Raw genomic sequence first — 18345 nt, 5'->3', positions numbered from 1 at the left:
TCCCCTGTCCGAAACTTTGCCCCCCGCAATAACAACCGGGGCGGCGATGAGCAAGGTGCGCGCGAACCGCGCCGAGGCAAAACGTCAGGATCGCATCGTCACACCGTCGTGGAAAATCTGCAGCTTCGACGGGTCCGCCGTCAGGCCCACGGTCTGACCTTTCAACTGCTCATGGATACCGGGCAGTTTGGCAAGCAGGTGGGTCTGGTTGGCGCTGTCCGCCCCCTCACCCACCGACATTTTGGCCGGCAGGTAAAGCAAGGTGACTTCGCCCAGAGCTTCGACGATTTCGACCTTGCCGGTAAAAATTGCGTCGCTGTCGGTCAGTACCAAATCTTCCGGCCGCACACCCAGATTGACCTGTTTGCCCATATCGGCGTCTGTGGTGGCAATGTCCGCCCGCCCCACGCCGCCTGCGTCCAGTGTCACTTCGGTCTGCGGGCCAGTGGCGGTGATCTTGCCGGGCAGAAGGTTCATCGCGGGCGAGCCGATGAACTGCGCCACGAACTCGGTGCGGGGACGTTCATAAAGCTCCAGCGGGCTTCCGACCTGCGCGATGCCTTTGTTGGCCAGCACCACGATGCGGTCGGCCAGCGTCATCGCCTCGACCTGATCATGGGTCACATAGATCATCGTGCTGTCGGGCATCGCCTCTTTTAGTTGGGAAATCTCGATCCGGGTGGCGACCCGCAGCGCGGCGTCGAGGTTTGAGAGCGGCTCATCGAACAGATAGACCTTGGGATCGCGCACGATGGCGCGCCCGATGGCAACGCGCTGCCGCTGCCCGCCAGACAGCGCCTTTGGCAAACGATCCAGATAGGATTCCAACTGCAAGGCTTTGGCGGCTTTGTCCACCGCAGCATTGATCTCGGCTTTCGGCTTCTTGGCGATGTTCAGCGCGAAGGCCATGTTGTCGCGCACCGTCATATGGGGATAAAGCGCATAGGACTGGAACACCATCGCGATACCGCGCTGGCTGGGGGGCACGTCGTTAACCACCTGACCGTCGATTTTCAGCGTGCCGTCGGTGATCTTTTCCAACCCCGCGATCATTCGCAACAGCGTGGACTTACCGCAGCCCGAGGGGCCGACGAAAACGATCAGTTCGCCGGTCTGGATATCAAGATTAATGTCGCGCAGGACATTCACCTTGCCATAGGTCTTGACGAGGTCAGTCAGTGTCAGATCGGCCATTATTCGCCCCCTTCGGGTTTCATCACCAGTGATTGCCAGCCGTCCAGCGTGATCGTCTTCGTCGTGGTCAACGTCATCTCGGGCACGGCATCGACGATCGACCACGCGCCCGCGGGCAAAGTCACGGTCTGCGGCGTGTTGCCCAAGTTGAACAGGCACAGCAGATCCTGATCGTCGATGCGGCGGTGAAAGCGCAACACAGATCCGTCGACACGCATATCCTCCATCGTGCCTTTTGCCAGCGCGGGATGGGCGCGACGCAGAGCGATGGCGTGGCGATAGTGGTGAAGCAGCGCATCGTCGTCGGCTTCGGCCGTTTCGACCGCGCGCCCCAGATGTTCCGAGGCCACGGGCAACCAGGGCCGCGCTGCTGTGGTGAAGCCTCCGTTCAGGTTCGACGCCTCCCAAACCATTGGCGTGCGGCAACCATCACGGCCTTTGAACTCGGGCCAAAACTCGATGCCATAGGGGTCTTGCAGATCGTCAAAGGCAACGTCGGCTTCAGTCAGCCCTAATTCTTCGCCCTGATATATACAGGCCGACCCACGCAGGCACATCAGAAGGGTTGCCAGCAGCCTCTGCCCCTCGGGTGGCAGCGACCAGCGGGTGGCATGGCGTTTGACGTCGTGATTGGAATAGGCCCAGCAGGCCCAGCCATCGGCGGCCACGCGTGCGACATGGTTCATGACCTCGGCCACGCGGGCCGCATCCGGGCGATCGCCTGACAAAAGCTCGAACGCATAGCACATATGGGCCAGATCATCACCCGCAGTGTATTCGCCCAAGATTTCAAGTCCGCGTTGGGCATCGCCCACCTCGCCCAGCAGCGCACCGTTGTAAGGGGCAATCGCACTGCGCAGCTTGCGCAGGAAACCCAGCGTCTCGGGCCGGTTCTTGTCGTAAAGATGTTCTTGATGGTTATAGGGGTTCACAGCCGGCGCGATTGTGGCATTGCGCGCCTCGGGCGGCAGCGGGGGATTGTCGCGCAACAGCGCGTCGTGGGAATAGAAGTTGATCGTGTCCAGCCGGAACCCGTCCACACCCCGGTCAAGCCAGAACCGGGCCACGTCCAAAAGCGCCTCTTGCACGGCGGGTTCGTGGAAGTTCAGGTCGGGCTGCGAGACAAGGAAGTTGTGCAGGTAATACTGGCATCGTCGCGCATCCCACGTCCAGGCCGAGCCGCCGAAGATCGACAACCAGTTGCTGGGCGGGGATCCGTCAGGTTTGGCGTCCGCCCAGACATACCAGTTTGCCCGCGCATTATCGCGATCCGCCCGGCTTTCGACGAACCACGGGTGCTGATCGGAACTGTGGCTTAACACAAGGTCGATCATCACCTTCAGGCCCAGTCCGTGCGCGGTCTGCACCAGCGCGTCGAAATCCGCCAGCGTGCCGAACATCGGGTCCACGTCCCGATAATCGGACACGTCATAGCCAAAATCCTTCATTGGCGACGTGAAAAAGGGCGAAATCCAGACCGCATCCACCCCAAGGCTGGCCACATAGGGCAGCCGGCGGGTGATCCCGCGCAAGTCCCCGATACCGTCGCCATTGTCATCCTGAAAGCTGCGCGGATAGATCTGATAGATCACCGCCCCGCGCCACCAGTCGGCGTCCTTGGCAAGATGTGTCATATCGCTGTTTGCGACCGAAGTATTCATGTCTCAGCCCCCTTTGACCGAGCCGGCCAGAAGGCCGCGCACAAGATAACGTTGCAATGAGAAGAAGACGGCAATCGGCACCGCGATGGACACGAAGGCCGACGCCGCAAGGATTTCCCAATCCCCCCCGCGCGACCCCAGAAGGTCCACGATGCGGCCCGTCATCACGGCCTGATCTTCGCCTGTGCCAAGGAACACCTTGGCGACCAGCAGGTCATTCCAGACCCACAAGAACTGAAAGATCGCAAACGACGCCAGCGCCGGGAAGCTGAGGGGCAGGATGATCTTGCGAAAAATCGCAAAGTCCGAGGCGCCATCGACACGCGCGCTTTCGATAATCTCGCCCGGCAATCCGACCATATAGTTTCGCAAAAGAAATACCGCCAACGGCAGGCCGAATCCGGTATGGGCCAGCCAGATCCCCAGATATCCCTTCCCGATCCCGATATTGTTGTGCAGCTTCAGAAGCGGGATGAAGGCCACTTGCAACGGCACGACCAAAAGGCCCACGACGCCCGCGATCAGAAGCGCGCGGCCCGGCATCTCCATCCACGCCAGCGCGTAAGCCGCAAAGGCGGCGACAAGTATGGGGATGATGGTCGCCGGGATGGTCACGGTCAGCGTATTCAAAAGCGCCTTGCCCATGCCTTCGGCGAACAGCACCTCGCGGTAATTGTCCAGGGTGAAGCTGGGCGGCGCCTCGGCGCGCACGAACAGGCGCTGGCCCCGACTGCCTGATGGCTTTTCTGGATATGTGATGCGGTAATCCCCATTGGCTTCGACCGTGATCTGCTGCCCGCGCTTGTGGGTTGCGACCTCGCCGGGGGCGAAGGCGACGGGCTCGCGAGAGGTGATGCCGAAGGCGGTGATCTGGCCGCCTTCCCCCTCGCTCACATTGCCCGTGATCACCCAAGCGTCACCATCGGGTTTGGCGCTGTCGGGCGCATCGGCGCGCACGATGGCGTTTTGTTCAGACGCCGAAAGCGCCGTCCACCAGCCCGAAGTCGAAATCGCATCGCGGTCGCGAAATGAGCTGACCAGAAGGCCGAATGTAGGGATGATCCACAGAAGAACCAGAAACCCGACCGTCAGGTTCACCGCCCATGTCAGGCGGGATTTGGTGCCAGCCATTTCCATCAGCGGTTCTCCTTATGTGCGTTCGAGATGTTCCAGATCATCACTGGCGTCACCAGCAGCATGATCACCATCACGATGGCGGACCCGCGCCCGAAATCGGGCGACCCGCGGAACATCCAGTCATACATCAGATTGGCCAGAACCTGCGTGCCCCATTGGCCGTTGGTCATGGCAAAGACGATGTCAAACACCTTCAGGACGGTGACGGTAATTGTCGTCCAGACCACCGCAATGGTGCCCCATATCTGCGGGATCTTGATCTTGAAAAAGATCTGCAAGGGCGATGCCCCATCCAGATAGGCCGCTTCGATTGTTTCCTCGCTGATCCCCTTCAGGGCGGCGGACAGAATGACCATGGCAAACCCGGTCTGAATCCAGATCAGGATAATCATCAGGAAAATGTTGTTCCAGAACGGCATGGTGATCCAGGCATACGCGGTGCCGCCCAGCCCTTCGACAATCGCGTTTAGAAGGCCGATCTGTTCCCCCTGATTTTCACCGCGATAGTCATAGATGAACTTCCATATGACCGAGGCGCCGACGAAGCTGATCGCCATCGGCATGAAGATCAGGCTTTGCGCGACCGACCCCCATTTGATCCGGTCCGTCAGCCCCGCCGCCACCAGCCCGAAAAAGGTCGACGCCGCAGGCACGATCACCAACCACAACAGGTTGTTGCCAAGGCTTTCGCGAAACTTGCCGTCGCCTGCAAGCCAAGTGTAGTTCTCGCCCCCGATGAAGCTGCCGCGCGTGTCCTGAAGCGACAGGACGAAGGTCGAAAAGACCGGATAGACAAGGTAAAGACCAAGCACCAGAAGCGCGGGCAGAAGAAACAACCATGGCCGGATCGCGTTGGCCTTGTTGATGTTGGTGCCGGCGTTTGGCCCCTTGGCGGGAAACACGCGGTCCAGCAGGATGTTTGAGAAATAGAAATAGGCCACGCAGCCAAACACACCCACAACAATCGTCGAAACAGCGAAAAGCAGTTGGTTCATGATCCCTCCCGTTGCCGCCAGGGCGACGTGTTGTCAGGTGGATGGGGTGGCGGATCACACCGCCAGCCCCGGTTTTGTCGCGCTGTTACTTGATCGAATCCCAAGTCGACTGGATCGAGGAAGCCACCTCGCCCGCGTCTTTGCCGCCCGCGTAATCCACCATGCCCGTCCAGAAGACACCTGCCCCGATGGCACCGGGCATAAGGTCGGACCCGTCAAAGCGGAACGTGTCGGCATTCAGCAGGATATCGTTCATCTTGGCCACGGTCGGATCGGTATAGACCTCAGTATTGACGCCGGTGTGCGGGGTCAGAAAACCCCTCTGCGCCATCCAGACTTCATGGGCGATTGGGGTTTTCAGAAAATCCATGAAGGCTTGCGCTGCTTCGGAATCTTTGGTGATACCCCAAACGGTACCCGCACCCAGCACCGGCTTGCCCAGGTCTTTCTCGGCGTAGGCCGGAAAATAGAAGAAATCAGCATCCAGCCCCACTTCGGTCCCATCCGGGAAAAAGGTCGGGATGAAGCTTGCCTGTCGATGCATGTAACACTGTGGCGGCGAGGCAAACAGACCTTGCGGGCTGTCGCGGAAATCGGTCGTCGCCACAGCACCCGCCCCACCTGAAACATAGTCGTCATTGCGGGCAAAAGCGCCGAACTCCTCGATCGCGGCGATCACCTTGGGGTCGTCGAAGGGCAATTCGTTGCTGACCCAGGCGTCATATTCCTCGGGCGTGTTGATGCGCAGCATCATGTCCTCGACCCAGTCGGTCGCGGGCCAGCCGGTCGCCCCACCCGAACCCAATCCGATGCACCAAGGCACTTCACCGTCTTGGACGATCTGATCGGACAGCGCCTTCAAATCCTCCATCGTCTCAGGCACATCATAGCCCGCATCTTCGAAATTTTCCGGCACATACCAGACCAGCGACTTCACATCGACCTTGTAGAAAAAGCCATACAGCGCGTCGTTGCCATCCGGCCCTTCGAAGGTGCCAAGATCGACCCAGCTGTCACCCGCGGCGTAGTTTTCGCGCAACCAATCAGCAGTTCCGTCTGGCAGCGGCGACAACAGCCCTTTTGCGGCCAGATCGGCGGCCAGCCCCGGCTGCGGGAAAACCGCGATGTTGGGCGCGCTTCCGGCTTCGGTGTCGATGACAATCTGCTGTTCGAAACTGTCCGAACCGGAATATTCGACCTCGGCGCCGGTTGCCTCTTCGAAATAGGCGATTACGCTTTCGACCAGTTCCTTGTCTGGCCCAAGCCACGGGCCAATAATGGTCACTTTCTGGCCCGACAGTTCCTGGGCCTTCAGCGATTCATAGCTGTCCCAGCTGAACGCCCCTTCGCCCGGTGCGAATTTCAGGTGCCCATCCGCCTGCGCCGTCCCTGCCGTCAGGCCAGCCGTCAGCGCCATCGCGGCGGCGCTTGCGTAAAATCCCAGTTTCATTATGTCCTCCCTACGACCCAACGGGCCAAGCGGTTGCGGGGCGTCAACACGCCCCCGGCGCGCAGGCGCCTGATGATCTGTTCAGCGCGATAGAGAAGGCAGATTCGCCCGACTTCCAAAGCGCTTTGAGCATCATGACCCTTGCGCAGAAACACAAACCTGTCAATCTTTTCGTTAGCGCAAACACCATTTTCGCTATCAATCGCAGTTTCCACGCCAAAAGGCCATTCTGCCTTTGACGCAGGGTCCTAGGCTGGCTAACGTCGGGAAATCCAAACCGCTTTGAAGGACCGCGCCCGGCCATGACGCTTAAGGAACTCTCGGAATTACTGGGGCTGTCCCCGACCACCGTCAGCCGCGCACTGAACGGCTATCCCGAAGTGTCCGAAGCCACGCGCAAAAGGGTCACGGCCGCGGCCCGCGAATATGGATACGCGCCCAACACACGCGCCCGGTCGCTGGCCACAGGGCGCGCGATGGCAATCGGTCACGTCATACCGATCAGCGCGAAACACGAGATGGTGAACCCCGTTTTCGCAGATTTCATCGCGGGCGCCGGCGAGGTATATTCGCGCAACGGCTATGACATGCTGCTGTCGGTCGTTCCCGACGAAGACGAGGTCGACGCCTATCGCGGTTTCGCGACCAAAGGGAACGTCGATGGGATCATCCTGCACGCCCCAACCCTGAATGACCCGCGCATCGAACTTCTGAACACGCTTGGCCTGCCCTTCGTTGTGCATGGGCGCAGCTCGGACACCGACGGACCCTATGCTTGGGTCGATGTGAACAACACACGCGCCTTTCAGCGCGCCACCGATTTCCTGCTGGACCTGGGCCACCGGCGCATCGCGCTGGTCAACGGGCTTGAGCATATGGATTTCGCCATTCGCCGGCGCGCGGGGTATGAGGGCGCTCTGGCAGCACGCGGCATAGCCCCCGACCCCGCCCTGATGTTCGCAGGCGAAATGACCGAAACCCATGGCCACGACATTACCCGCGCCCTTCTGGCCGGACCGACCCCGCCCAGTGCCATCCTTGTCAGCTCGATGATCACCGCCATCGGCGTGCGCCGCGGGATGGAGGAGATGGGGCTGCGAATGGGCCGCGACATATCGCTGATCACCCATGATGACGAGCTAAGCTACTTTCGCAACGGGGCCGATATTCCCGTCTATACCTCTACCCGTTCCTCGGTGCGCGACGCCGGGCGGAAGGCGGCGGGCATGTTGATCGACATCATCGAGCGGCGTGACACCCCCCGCGAAATCCTGTTAGAGGCCGATCTGACCCTTGGCCAGTCCACCGGCCCCGCCGTTACGGTTTGAAACGAGGTTAGGATGCTGCCCCATCGCACTGAATTTCCGACTGATTTCCTGTTCGGCACCGCCACGTCGGCTTATCAGATCGAGGGCCACGCCAAAGGCGGCGCGGGGCGCACCCATTGGGACGATTTCGCCGCCACGCCGGGCAATGTCACGGGAGCGGCAAACGGGGCCATCGCTTGCGATCACCTGGACAGGTGGGAGGCCGATCTGGACCTTGTGCGTGATGCAGGGTTCGACGTTTATCGCTTCTCGACCTCGTGGGCACGGGTTCTGCCCGATGGGCGCGGCACGCCGAACGTCGCAGGGTTGGATTTCTATGACAGGCTGGTGGATGGGATGCTCGCGCGCGGCATCAAGCCAGCGGTCACGCTTTACCACTGGGAATTGCCCTCGCCACTGGCCGATCTCGGGGGCTGGCGTAACCAGGATATCGCAGGCTGGTTTGCCGATTTCACCGAAGTCCTGATGCGTCGGATCGGCGATCGCGTCTGGTCCGCCGCGCCGATCAACGAGCCGTGGTGCGTGTCGTGGCTCAGCCATTTCGAAGGCCACCACGCCCCCGGCCTGCGCGACATCCGCGCCACCGCGCGGGCGATGCATCATGTGCTTCTGACCCATGGCCGCGCGATCGAGGTCATGCGCGGGTTGGGAATGTCGAACCTTGGAGCGGTCTGCAACATGGAATACGCCGCCCCGATCGACGACAGCGCCGACGCGCATCGCGCCGCACGGGTGCAGGACGCGATCTATAACCGGTTCTTCATCTCGGGGCTGACCAAAGGCGTCTATCCCGACACGGTGCTTCAGGGAATCGAGCCGCACCTGCCCCACGGCTGGCAGGATGATTTCGCGACGATCAGGGCGCCAATCGACTGGATCGGGGTAAACTACTATACCCGCAAGCTCTATGGTCCCGCCGAAGATCCCGCGGCCCCGTGGCCCGCTACCTGCGAACATAAAGGCCCGTTGCCCAAAACCGCCATCGGCTGGGAGGTCTATCCCGAAGGGCTTTCCCATTTCCTTGACATGGTGGCGCGAGACTATACCGGCGACCTGCCGATCTATGTGACCGAGAACGGCATGGCTGGGGTGGTCGAGCACACGGGCGACCCGACCCACGACCCCGACCGGGCAGCCTATCTGGCCGATCACATGCGCGTCGTGAAGGCGGCGATCGCCAAGGGGATTCCGGTCAAGGGCTACTTTACCTGGTCGCTTCTGGACAATTATGAATGGGCCTTGGGCTATGCGCCGCGCTTCGGGCTGGTCCATGTCGATTGCGAAACGCTCACCCGAACGCCGAAAGCGTCATATTATGCCGTCAGAAAGGCTTTGTTGCGCCCATGACCTCCTATTCTCTTGTTGCCGACGTTGGTGGCACAAACACCCGTGTCGCGCTGGCCCAAGGCACTGAACTGCGGCCAGACAGTATTGTGAAGCACCGCAACTGCGACCATTCCGGGCTGGCAGAACTTCTGGTCGCCTATCTGGACGGTCAGGACAACCCGGTCTGCGACCGCGCGGCCGTCGCGATTGCCGGGCCGGTGAAGGACGGCGCGGGGCAACTAACCAATCTGAATTGGCAACTGGACAAGGCGAGGCTGGCGCGTGTGTCAGGTGCCGGGCGCAGCGCGATCCTGAACGATTTGCAGGCGCAGGGCCACGCGTTGGGCCACATTGATGATTGCCACCTGACCACGCTTAAACAAGGGCAGGACGTGAACCCGAACGCCGCGATGCTGGTCATTGGCGTGGGCACCGGGTTCAACTGCGCGCCGGTCTTTCAGACTGCCAAGGGCCGTTTCGTGCCCCCGTCCGAGGCGGGCCACCTGACCTTCCCCGCCCGAGGTCATGACCAATGGGACCTGTCGCAATTTCTTGACGCCCAACTGGGCCATGTCGCGGTCGAGGATGTCCTGTCCGGGCGCGGTTTGGAACGCTGCTTTGCCTGGGCCAGCGCGACAATGGGCCAGCCTCGCACCGCCACGACGACCGACATCTTTGCGGCTGCCGACGCAGGCGACCCCGCAGCGATCAAGGCGATTGGTGCGTTCGTCACCGCCTTGGGCGGCGTTGTCGGTGATCTGGCCCTAACACTGCTGCCCTTTGGTGGAATCTATCTGGTGGGCGGCATGGCACGTGCGATAGCTCCGTGGTTCGACCGCTGCGGCTTTAACGCGGCACTGACCGACAAGGGACGGTTCAGCGACTTTCTGGACGGTTTCGCCATCCGATTGGTGGAAGACGATTATGCCGCACTCTCGGGATGTGCGCATTTTCTGGCAGGTTCCGACAATCAGTCCTAAAAGGCCCCCAAGTTACGCTGCAAGAAAGGAAGCCCCATGTCCGGCTGGTTCGAATATATTCTGGCCTTTATCGTATTCTTCGTCACGCACTCGATACCAGTGCGTCCGGGCGTGAAATCGCGCCTGGTGGCCGTCCTGGGTGCGCGAGGCTTCACCATCGCCTATTCGTTCCTGTCAATCGCGGTCCTGACTTGGGTGATCGTGGCTGCGGGGCGTGCGCCCTTCGTGGGGCTGTGGGATTGGGCGCCGTGGCAAAACCACGTCACGCTGACTGTGATGTTCCTGGTCTGCCTGATCGCCACATTGTCCATCGGGCGCCCCAACCCGCTGTCGTTCGGGGGCGCCAACAACCACCGCTTCGACCCTGACCACCCCGGCCTGATCGGTTGGATGCGCCACCCGCTGCTGGTCGCACTGTTTCTGTGGGCGTTCGGGCACATGATACCCAACGGCAACGTGGCCCATGTGATCCTGTTCGTCGTGTTCGGTGGCTTTGCCCTGCTGGGGATGCGGATCATCGACCGGCGGCAGAAACGCATCATGGGGGCAGCAGAATGGGCGCGGCTGGCGGACACGCGGCGCACGGTCACGGTGACACCGAACGGCCTGATCCGGGTGGTAATTGCAGTTGCCGTCTATGCCCTTTTGTTGTGGCTGCACGAGCCGGTCATCGGCGTCGAGCCTCTGCTGTAATCAGTGCCCCGCGCGCGACATCGCGCGGGGTCAGGCCGAACTCGGTCCGGAAGGCCCGGCTGAAGGCGCTGGCGTCACCATAGCCCGCGCGCAAAGCAACCTCGGCAATCGACAGCCCACCGGATTCCAGCATCCGCCGCGCCGCGTTCAGGCGCAACCGACGATAGACCTTTTGCGGTGTCGCGCCAAAATGCTTTTGAAACCGCTGTTCAAGGTCGCGTTGTCGACATCCAACCTGCCGGGCCAAGACAGGAAGGGGTATCGGGGCTTCAATATTGGCCTCCATCTCGCGCAGGCAGGCATCGACGCGCCGATCCCCGCGCACCCGCGCCATCGCTTGCGGCGCGGTCGCGCTGTCGGACATGAACAGGCGCGTGATCTCAAGCAACAAGGCCGCACCGTGGTCGGCGCCGATCAGGTCGCAAGCCAGTTCAAACGCCGCCATCCCGCCGCTGCAGGTGATGCGACTGCCATCGCGCACCCAACGGGCGCGCTCGACGTCTATCATCGGAAACCGTTCACCAAAGGCATCCTGCAGGTCGAAATGAATGGTCGCGCGGTGTCCGTCCAGAAGCCCCGCCGCCGCCAGAAGCCACGCGCCGGTGTCGACACCCACCATGGTGTCGAACCGATCAGACAACGCGCGAAGGGTCTTGGCCGTTGCGGGCGTCGCAAGCGAACTGTGCCCATAGCTTGACACCGCGCACAGGTAATCCCCCCGGCCCAGATCACCCAGCCGCGTGGTCGCCATCACCGGCAGGCCGCTGGAACTATGCACGACCCCATTATCGGGTGTGCAGATCTGCCATTCGAAGGCCTGACGACCCAACAGGGTATTCGTCGCGCGCAATGGCTCCAGCAAATTCGCCAGCGCCATGTTTGAGAAGCGATCAAACAGCAAAAAGCCGATCTTGCGGGTTTGCCGGGTGGATTTCGACCAATACTGCATGATTATGCATAAATCTGCACATCAACCCCGTCAATCCCGCCCATCATGGTGGGACCATTCCGCACATCCAGATGGAGGACCCGATGCCCCTGACCATGAATACCGACGTTTTCATCACCTGCGCCGTGACCGGGTCAGGCAGCACGCAGGACCGTTCGCCCCATGTGCCGCGCAGCCCCAAGCAGATCGCCGACAGCGCGATTGCCGCCGCGAAAGCAGGCGCTGCCATCGTGCATTGCCATGTGCGCGACCCCGAGACGGGCACGCCCTCGCGCGACCTGAAACTCTACCGCGAAGTGACCGAGCGTATTCGCGACGCCGATGTGGACGTGGTCCTGAACCTGACCGCGGGTATGGGCGGCGACATCACTTTCGGCCCAACCGACGCGCCCATGCCCGTGAACGAAGCCGGCACCGACATGATCGGCGCCGCCGAACGGGTCGCCCATGTGGCCGACTGCCTGCCCGAGATCTGCACACTGGATTGCGGCACCATGAATTTCGCCGAGGCGGATTATGTCATGACCAACACCCCCGGCATGTTGCGCGCCATGGGCCAGATGATGACCGATCTTGGTGTGAAACCTGAGATCGAGGCCTTCGACACAGGCCATCTGTGGTTTGCCAAGGAGTTGGAGAAGGAAGGCGTGTTGGACAGCCCCGCCCTTGTGCAGCTGTGCATGGGTGTGCCGTGGGGCGCGCCGGACGACCTGAACACCTTCATGGCGATGGTCAACAATGTGCCGGACGACTGGACCTTCTCGGCCTTTGGATTGGGGCGCAATCAGATGGCCTATGTCGCTGCGGCCGTGCTGGCTGGTGGCCACGTGCGTGTCGGGCTTGAGGATAACCTGTGGCTTGGCAAGGGCGAGCTTGCGACCAATGAACAGCTTGTGACCCGCGCCCGTGGCATCATTGAAGGCATGGGCGCCCGCGTGATCGGCCCCGAGGACGTGCGCAAGAAACTTGGCCTTGTGAAACGAGCCCCGAAATGAAGGCGGCAATCATTGGCGGCGGCGTAATTGGCGGCGGCTGGGCCGCACGGTTCCTGCTGAACGGATGGGACGTGGCCGTGTTCGACCCCGACCCCGAGGCCGAACGCAAGATCGGCGAAGTCCTGACCAACGCCCGCCGCGCGTTGCCGGGCCTCTACGAAACCGCGCTGCCTGCCGAGGGTCAGTTGACCTATCACGACGATCTGGCCCAAGCCGTCACAGATGCCGATTGGGTGCAGGAAAGCGTGCCGGAGCGGCTGGACCTAAAGCACAAGGTCTTCGCAGACCTGATGCAACACGCGCCCAAAACGGCGATCATCGGTTCATCAACATCGGGCTTCAAGCCCTCGGAACTAAACGAGAAAGGGGCGCGTGCGATTGTCGCGCATCCGTTCAACCCGGTCTATCTTCTGCCGTTGATCGAGCTTGTGGGCGACGCCGACACCTGCACCCGTGCAGCCGACATCCTTCAGACCGTCGGCATGTTCCCCCTGAAAGTCCGCAAGGAAATCGACGCCCATATCGCCGACCGCTTCCTTGAAGCCGTTTGGCGCGAAGCACTTTGGCTGGTCAAGGACGGCATCGCGACGACCGAGGAAATCGACGACGCGATCCGCATGGGCTTCGGCCTTCGCTGGGCGCAGATGGGCCTGTTTGAAACCTACCGCGTCGCGGGTGGCGAGGCTGGGATGAAACACTTCATGGCCCAGTTCGGTCCCTGCCTGACGTGGCCTTGGACCAAGCTGATGGACGTGCCGGAATTCACTGATGAACTGGTCGACCTGATCGCAGGCCAATCCGACGCACAATCGGGCCATATGTCGATCCGCGAGTTGGAGCGCCTGCGCGATGACAACCTCGTCTCGATGCTGCGCGCCCTGAAGGCCCGCGGGCCGGGTTCAGGGGCGGGCCGCGTGATCCGCGAACACGAAGCGGACCTGTGGCCTGCCATGTCCGACACCGTCCCCCTGCGCACCATTACCCGTGACGTGCCGGTGGACTGGACCGACTATAACGGCCACATGAACGAAGGGCGCTATGGCCAAGTCTTCTCGGACGCCGCCGACCGATTGATGGCGCATGTCGGCGCGGATGCGGACTATATCGCCACTGGCCTCAGCTATTTCACCGCTGAAACCAACATCAAATACATCGACGAATGCCATGCGGGCGACGCGGTCTTCGTGGACACCACCGTCACCCTTGGCGAAGGAAAAAAACTGCGCCTGTGGCACGAGATGCGGCGCGCGAAGGATGGCGGGCTGTTCGCAACCTGCGACCAATTTCTGCTGCATGTGGACCTGAGCACCCGCAAATCCTGCCCGCCCCGCGCCGATGTCAAAGCCCGCGTCGAAGCGCTCGCCGCCCTGCATGCCAAAGGAGCCAACTGATGCATTTCGGATTGTCAGAAGAACAGGAAATGATCGTCTCGACGGTGCGCAGCTTCGTCGAGAACGAGATCTACCCCCACGAGGACATGGTCGAACGCACCGGCCACGTGCCACATGAGTTGGGGCAAGAGATCAAGCGGAAGGTCATCGACCTTGGCTTTTATGCCTGCAACTTCCCCGAAGAGGTCGGCGGCGCGGGCCTGTCGCACCTCGATTTCACGCTGGTCGAACGCGAGTTGGGCCGCGGGTCGATGGCGCTGACGCATTTCTTCGGGCGGCCTCAGAACATCCTGATGGCCTGTACGGGCGATCAACGCGACCGCTACCTGCTGCCTGCCGTGCGGGGCGAGAAGATGGACGCCCTTGCCATGACCGAACCCGACGCGGGATCAGACGTGCGGGGCATGAAATGTTCAGCGGTGCGCGATGGTGGCGATTGGGTTCTAAACGGCTCTAAGCACTTCATCTCTGGCGCGGAACATGCGGATTTCTTTATTGTTTTCGTCGCAACGGACGTTGACGAAACCCCACGCGGACCGAAGAAGCGGATCACCTGCTTCCTTGTCGACCGAGGCACACCGGGCTTTGCCGTGCGCGACGGCTATGCATCCGTCAGCCATAAGGGCTACAAAAACTGCATCCTCGATTTCGACAATTGCCGCCTGCCCGATGCGCAAGTTTTGGGCGAGGTTGATGGCGGTTTCGCAGTGATGAACGAGTGGCTCTACGCCACCCGCCTGACGGTGGCCGCCTTCTGCGTCGGGCGTGCGCGCCGCTGCTTTGATATGGCCCTGAACTATGCAGCCGAACGCAAGCAATTCGGCCAACCCATCGCAAAATTTCAGGGCGTCAGCTTTCAGGTCGCCGACATGATCACCGAGATCGACGCCGCCGACTGGCTGACCCTTGCTGGCGCTTGGCGGTTGGACCAGAACCTGCCCGCCAACCGCGAAATCGCTTCGGCAAAGCTCCACGCGTCGGAAATGCTGGCCCGCGTCACAGACACCACGCTGCAGATCTTCGGCGGCATGGGCTTGATGAACGACTTTCCGATCGAACGCTTCTGGCGCGACGCCCGGGTCGAACGCATCTGGGACGGCACGTCGGAAATCCAGCGCCACATCATCAGCCGCGACCTGTTTCGCCCATTGGGAGCATGAGATTCAATGCCTTCGGCGAGGATATTTAGAGCCAGAAGAAACGCGGGAGGACCCATTGAGTCCCCCCGCGCGCTGAAACACCTGATCGTGTTTCCCCTGGCGCGGTCATCGACGTCCCCGCCTGTACCGCAATTCAACATTGTCCGAAATTGGTTAAGAATTGGTTGTTTCCTCTGGCTAAAAATATCCCGGGGGGAATTGGCCAAAGGCCAAGGGGGGCAGCGCCCCCACACCACCCCACTCGTCGCTAACCGGGGCGATCATGGAAAGTGATTTGTCCCGGTTGCTGCGCCCCAAATCGATCGCGGTCATCGGCGGTGGCGCGTGGTGTGCGAATGTGATCGAACAATGCCGCAGAGTTGGCTTCGCCGGTCATATCTGGCCGGTGCACCCCAATCACGATACGCTCGCCAATCTGCCTGCATACCCGTCTGTCGACGCTCTGCCCGCCCCACCCGACGCCTGTTTCATCGGCGTCAATCGTCACGCGACGATTGAGGTCGTACGTGCCCTGCGTGGCCGCTCCGCAGGTGGTGCAGTCTGTTTCGCTTCGGGCTTTGCCGAAGCGAGCAGCGAATGCGCTGCCGGTGCCGCGCTTGGGGCGGATCTTTTGGAAGCGGCGGGCGATATGCCCATCCTCGGCCCCAACTGCTATGGACTTCTGAATTATCTGGACGGTGTGGCCCTATGGCCCGACCAGCATGGCGGAATGCCGTGTCACAGCGGCGTGGCTCTGATCACGCAAAGCTCTAACGTGGCGATCAATCTAACGATGCAAACACGCGGTCTACCGTTGGCCTATGTGGTCACAGCGGGCAATCAGGCCCAGATCGGGCTGGCGCAGATCGGAGCGGCCCTTCTGGATGATCCGCGTGTCACCGCATTGGGGCTTCATATCGAGGGCATTGGCGATATTAGGGCGCTGGAAGCCTTGGCTGCACAGGCCCGCAAGCTGGGCAAGCCCATTATCGCACTAAAGGTCGGGCAGTCCGATCAGGCGCAGGCGGCGACGATCTCGCACACGGCGTCACTTGCAGGGACTGATGCGGGCGCTCGGGCCTTGCTGTCCCGTCTGGGCATCGGGCAGGTCGGAACGCTGCCCGCATTTCTTGAGGCATTGAAGCTTATCCATGTGGCTGGGCCACTTGCGTCAAACCGTGTGGCCTCGATGTCATGTTCAGGGGGCGAGGCCAGTCTGGTCGCCGATGCCGCCCACGGCAAGAATGTTAGTTTTCCAAAGCTTGACCCCAATCGCACGTTGCTGTTGCGTGCCGCTTTGGGGCCAATGGTGGCGTTGGCCAACCCTTTGGATTACCATACCTATATTTGGGGCAATGCCCCGGCCATGACCCAGACATTCACTGCCATGATGGACCCGGACTTGGGCTTCGGCTTCGTCGTGCTGGATTTCCCGCGCAGCGATCGGTGCTCGGCGGCGGCGTGGGATATTGTGATCGACGCGGTGAAACAGGCCCGCGCGGCCAGCGGAGTGCCAATGGGCATCGTTGCCACGCTGTCCGAGAACATGCCCGAGGCCATCGCGCAGGGCCTTGTGGAAGACGGCATCGTTCCACTGTCGGGTCTTGACCATGCCATCGACGCGATCGAGGTCGCCGCCACCCTTGGGCGTCCCCGCACCCAGCCCGAACCGCTGTTTCTGACCGCCCCTCAAGGCACCGGTATGTTAAGCGAGGCGCAGGCCAAGGCCGCGCTGGCCCAGCACGGCGTGGTCATTCCACGTGCCCACCGCGCCGACAGTGCTGACAGAATCGCGCAACTGGCCCGTGATATCGGCTTCCCGGTCGCTTTGAAGGGCGAAGGACTTGCCCATAAGTCTGAGGCAGGCGCAGTGAAGCTGAACCTGCCCGACAGCCAAGCGGTGCGCGACGCCGCAGATGCTATGGCTTGCGACAGTTTCCTGGTCGAACAGATGATCACTGGCGCAATCGCCGAGTTGTTGGTCGGCGTCACCCGCGACCCCGCGCATGGCTATGTGCTGACCGTCGCCGCGGGCGGCATCCTGACCGAGCTTTTGCAGGACAGCCGGTCGCTTTTGGTGCCCGCAACGCGGGCCGAGGTGCGCGACGCGCTGATGCGACTGAAGATTGCCCCGCTGCTGACAGGCTATCGCGGGGCTGCGCCCGCCGCGTTGGATGCGGTGCTTGACAACGTGATGGCCGTTCAGGCCTTTGTGATGGCAACCCCCGCGCACGAGATCGAGATTAACCCTCTGATCGTCACCGCCGACCGCGCTGTGGCGGCGGATGCGCTTATCAGGATCGAAGGAGACATCTGAATGACCGACACCCCCATCAAGACGCACCGCGACGGCCATGTGCTTGAAGTCACGCTGGACCGCCCCAAGGCCAACGCCATCGACCTGGCCACCAGCCGCATGATGGGCGAAGTATTCACCGATTTCCGCGACGATCCCGACCTACGTGTTGCGATCATCACCGGCGCGGGCGAAAAATTCTTCTGCCCCGGTTGGGACCTGAAAGCGGCTGCGGATGGCGACGCAGTCGATGGTGACTACGGGCTGGGCGGGTTTGGGGGCTTGCAGGAATTGCGCGGGCTGAACAAGCCGGTCATTGCTGCCGTAAACGGTATTTGCTGCGGCGGTGGGTTGGAGCTGGCTTTGTCTGCCGACATCATTCTGGCCGCCGATCATGCCAGTTTTGCGCTGCCGGAAATCCGGTCCGGCACCGTGGCAGATGCCGCCAGCATCAAACTGCCCAAACGCATCCCCTATCACATCGCGATGGAGATGTTGTTTACCGGCCGCTGGCTGGACGCAGACGAAGCCGCGCGATGGGGCATGATCAACCACATCCACCCCGCCGCCGACTTGATGGCCGAGGCGCGCAAGCTGGCGGCCCTGCTGGCTTCTGGTCCGCCTTTGGTCTATGCGGCGATCAAGGAGGTGGTGCGCGAGGCCGAGGATATGAAATTTCAGGACGCGATGAACCGGATCACCAAAAGCCAGTTTGAAACCGTCGAAAAGCTCTATCGCTCAGAAGACCAGTTGGAAGGCGCGCGCGCCTTTGCTGAGAAACGCGACCCGGTGTGGAAGGGCAAGTGACGGC

15 protein-coding genes are annotated in these 18345 nt (G+C 61.6%); 9 read left to right on the top strand and 6 right to left on the bottom strand.

Annotation, left to right across the window (positions count from 1 at the left end; genetic code table 11):
• Positions 1 to 84 precede the first annotated feature (84 nt).
• The 5 genes from MN186_RS03550 to MN186_RS03530 all read right to left on the bottom strand — a co-directional run bounded on the left by MN186_RS03550 (position 85) and on the right by MN186_RS03530 (position 6437).
• Entirely contained in the window at positions 85 to 1194 is a 1110-nt protein-coding gene (locus tag MN186_RS03550) for an ABC transporter ATP-binding protein (protein WP_242111654.1), read from the bottom strand.
• Entirely contained in the window at positions 1194 to 2855 is a 1662-nt protein-coding gene (locus tag MN186_RS03545) for an alpha-amylase family glycosyl hydrolase (RefSeq protein ID WP_242111648.1), read from the bottom strand. The genes MN186_RS03550 and MN186_RS03545 overlap by 1 nt, the downstream gene beginning before the upstream one ends.
• Before the next feature lie 3 nt (positions 2856 to 2858).
• Complete coding sequence (locus MN186_RS03540; protein WP_242112732.1) at positions 2859 to 3995, bottom strand: carbohydrate ABC transporter permease; 1137 nt, start codon at positions 3993 to 3995, stop codon at positions 2859 to 2861.
• Entirely contained in the window at positions 3992 to 4987 is a 996-nt protein-coding gene (locus MN186_RS03535; protein WP_242111636.1) for a carbohydrate ABC transporter permease, read from the bottom strand. The genes MN186_RS03540 and MN186_RS03535 overlap by 4 nt, the downstream gene beginning before the upstream one ends.
• A gap of 85 nt (positions 4988 to 5072) precedes the next feature.
• Complete coding sequence (locus MN186_RS03530) at positions 5073 to 6437, bottom strand: ABC transporter substrate-binding protein (protein WP_242111631.1); 1365 nt, start codon at positions 6435 to 6437, stop codon at positions 5073 to 5075.
• Between the two features lie 302 nt (positions 6438 to 6739).
• Here MN186_RS03530 and MN186_RS03525 point away from each other — a divergent pair, with 302 nt between their 5' ends.
• Genes MN186_RS03525 through MN186_RS03510 form a run of 4 tightly spaced genes read left to right on the top strand, consistent with a single transcriptional unit; the run spans position 6740 to position 10764 of the window.
• A complete protein-coding gene (locus MN186_RS03525; RefSeq protein ID WP_242111628.1) occupies positions 6740 to 7765 on the top strand; it encodes a LacI family DNA-binding transcriptional regulator in 1026 nt (341 codons plus the stop codon).
• 12 nt (positions 7766 to 7777) lie between these two features.
• A complete protein-coding gene (locus MN186_RS03520) occupies positions 7778 to 9112 on the top strand; it encodes a GH1 family beta-glucosidase (RefSeq protein ID WP_242111616.1) in 1335 nt (444 codons plus the stop codon).
• Positions 9109 to 10071: a glucokinase gene (locus MN186_RS03515; protein ID WP_242111598.1), complete on the top strand. Its 963-nt coding sequence runs from the start codon at positions 9109 to 9111 to the stop codon at positions 10069 to 10071. Before MN186_RS03520 ends, MN186_RS03515 begins: the two co-directional genes overlap by 4 nt.
• Positions 10072 to 10107: 36 nt before the next feature.
• Positions 10108 to 10764, top strand: a complete 657-nt coding sequence (locus tag MN186_RS03510) for an NnrU family protein (protein ID WP_242111596.1) — start codon at positions 10108 to 10110, stop codon at positions 10762 to 10764.
• Here the strand turns inward: MN186_RS03510 and MN186_RS03505 are convergent.
• Positions 10739 to 11713 (bottom strand): GlxA family transcriptional regulator, encoded by a 975-nt coding sequence (locus tag MN186_RS03505; RefSeq protein ID WP_242111591.1) that lies wholly within the window; start codon positions 11711 to 11713, stop codon positions 10739 to 10741. The genes MN186_RS03510 and MN186_RS03505 overlap by 26 nt on opposite strands.
• Before the next feature lie 83 nt (positions 11714 to 11796).
• On the opposite strand from MN186_RS03505, the gene bcoG reads away from it, so the two are divergent.
• From bcoG to MN186_RS03480, 5 genes are all read left to right on the top strand, one after another.
• A complete protein-coding gene (gene bcoG, locus MN186_RS03500) occupies positions 11797 to 12708 on the top strand; it encodes a 3-dehydrocarnitine:acetyl-CoA trimethylamine transferase BcoG (RefSeq protein WP_242111580.1) in 912 nt (303 codons plus the stop codon).
• Complete coding sequence (locus MN186_RS03495; RefSeq protein WP_242111577.1) at positions 12705 to 14099, top strand: carnitine 3-dehydrogenase; 1395 nt, start codon at positions 12705 to 12707, stop codon at positions 14097 to 14099. The genes bcoG and MN186_RS03495 overlap by 4 nt, the downstream gene beginning before the upstream one ends.
• Complete coding sequence (locus MN186_RS03490) at positions 14099 to 15259, top strand: acyl-CoA dehydrogenase family protein (RefSeq protein ID WP_242111576.1); 1161 nt, start codon at positions 14099 to 14101, stop codon at positions 15257 to 15259. Before MN186_RS03495 ends, MN186_RS03490 begins: the two co-directional genes overlap by 1 nt.
• Before the next feature lie 262 nt (positions 15260 to 15521).
• Positions 15522 to 17555, top strand: a complete 2034-nt coding sequence (locus MN186_RS03485) for an acetate--CoA ligase family protein (protein ID WP_242111573.1) — start codon at positions 15522 to 15524, stop codon at positions 17553 to 17555.
• On the top strand, positions 17556 to 18341 hold the full coding sequence (locus MN186_RS03480; protein WP_242111570.1) for a carnitinyl-CoA dehydratase: 786 nt from the start codon (positions 17556 to 17558) through the stop codon (positions 18339 to 18341).
• The last annotated feature ends 4 nt before the right edge of the window (positions 18342 to 18345 follow it).

This window comes from Aliiroseovarius sediminis (assembly GCF_022678485.1).
Taxonomy (GTDB): Bacteria; Pseudomonadota; Alphaproteobacteria; order Rhodobacterales; family Rhodobacteraceae; genus Aliiroseovarius; species Aliiroseovarius sediminis.
The sequence above is the reverse complement of the archived record's forward strand: the minus strand, read 5'-3'. Positions and strand labels throughout refer to the sequence as shown.